The 1,967-nt window shown below is 39.8% G+C and carries 2 protein-coding genes; both read right to left on the bottom strand.

Annotated features, from left to right (window positions below; translation table 11 throughout):
* Nucleotides 1-665 (bottom strand): hypothetical protein (locus tag J3U24_RS11470; RefSeq protein WP_267337868.1); only part of this gene is annotated, 665 nt, incomplete at its 3' end.
* Nucleotides 666-840: 175 nt separating this feature from the next.
* On the bottom strand, nt 841-1,967 hold a 1,127-nt coding region (locus tag J3U24_RS11465; protein ID WP_267337867.1), incomplete at its 5' end, for a hypothetical protein.

Below are 1,967 nucleotides of genomic sequence, written 5' to 3'. Positions count from 1 at the left end.
TTAGTATCAGTGGGAACCAGCATACCAATATCAGCAAAACTCTCACCGGCAGTAGGCAACTCAATTGGTCTTGAAGAAGATGAAGGGTTGTTTGAAGGTGTGTATTTTGAGCCATTAGATAAAGTAATCCCAAGCAAACCGTTTGTTGTGCTTATTATACGTGTGTATCCTGCGTCTAAGGTTAAATACGGCGCACTACCCTCAATATGATTTGTTGTAGTCTGTGAAGTCAATGCATGACTGGAAAAAGGAAACGAAACAACTAAACCTAAATGAATCCACCGAAATAAATGGCAAGAAGAAGAGAATCGAAAAAACGATCGCGCAAAAATTTGCAGAATTCCACTTAATTGCATAAAAGAATAAGCGATAGTGAAAAATATACGCTGGGAGCCGGACTTCGACGAATTTAAATTATAATCACCTATTAGCTCATCCCCCTTTAAATTAGGGCTGGCATTGGAATAGAGTTTAGTAGTAGCACTGGTAGGAAATCGTCCGCTAATGATAATTTGGTCTATTTTTTTTATATACCTTGCCTTTAAGTTTAAACCCAATAATTGCTCAATCATAGATAATGATTGATGATAACGCTTTAAAAAATTACCTTCAGCAATAAACTGAACCGAGGTTTTACTTAACGCTATTTTGTCTTCAATACTCATTTTATATTACGCCTTTAAAATTAAAATCTTGAACCATCGCACTCGGTGCTCCGTATTGCTAAGCCACAAAATCGCTTTTTTATAGCTCAGCAACATTGAGAGTCAGCTTACTTTTAGTAACTTAATATTATCTTTCCCCACCCTACCCTAAGAATTAAGGTCGAAGAAATAAATACTAAGGATAGGCACAAAGCCCGTAGTCGTTGTTGCTCGACCTCGCATCACCGTAGATTGTACGCACGCTAAACTGGTGACCACTATTATACTGGTCGCTAGTCAAGTAATAACCATCGAGGAAGCCAGCACCAGAATACTGGGGCATAGTGCCCCACTCCGTAAAAAAGCCAGAACCTATATGACGCATAATATGATTACCAGGTGAGGAAGGAGTGGCGCCAGGGATAACTACACTAGATGAAAGAGAAGCGTTGGTTAAATCCTTTACCTTAACAAGACGATAACCAATACTATCACACCAAGATAAAATATTAGAATAATTGTCCCTCTTCGCACCACGATGAACAAACCACTGCTTCAAAGTAAAACCATATTTAATAACTGGATTACCATTATTGTCACGACCAACCAACTCGAATGTCTGAGGCAGAGAAGGAGTAGAAACACTGTCAGGACTAGATGAACTATGCTGGGATGTAGTAGCGTAAGGACCAATTAAAGTAACGCGTACGCTTGTAGCAGTAGAATTAGTCATGGTAGCAGTGATACCACCACGAGAAACAAGAGACCAATACAAAGGTTGATTAACACCACCAATGAGTAAATCAAAGTACAGATTGTTAGCACCAGTAGTAGGAAAGTTTCTACCGTAAGAGGATGGACCAGTTGACTGAGGAATAAAACCATCATAAGGGTCCCACATCGAGGCCGGCCCAGCATAAGGACCTGAAGCGAACACCGTATTAGGTCTGGCAAAACAAACCACAGGTGTAACCTTAGGATTAATGTAATAATTCACAATACCACCACTGAAATCACTACGATTAGGAACCCCATAACGAGTAGTTAATGTACCGATAGTACTGGATAATCTAACACGATAAGGTGCGTTACAAACCGTTAGCACAGTACTACGTGATACAGCTTGATTGTATTTATCAACGATAGATAAACTTAAAGAACCTGTAGCTGTAACACCAGAATCACCATCATCATCCCCCCAATAATTATAAGGAGGACCGATAAGAGAACTTAAAGCGACTGAATTAGTATCAGTGGGAACCAGCATACCAATATCAGCAAAACTCTCACCGGCAGTAGGCAACTCAATTGGTCTTGAAGAAG

Source organism: Gilliamella sp. B2785 (assembly GCF_026537005.1).
Lineage (GTDB): Bacteria > Pseudomonadota > Gammaproteobacteria > Enterobacterales > Orbaceae > Gilliamella > Gilliamella apicola_E.
This window is presented reverse-complemented; position numbering and strand designations above follow the sequence as displayed.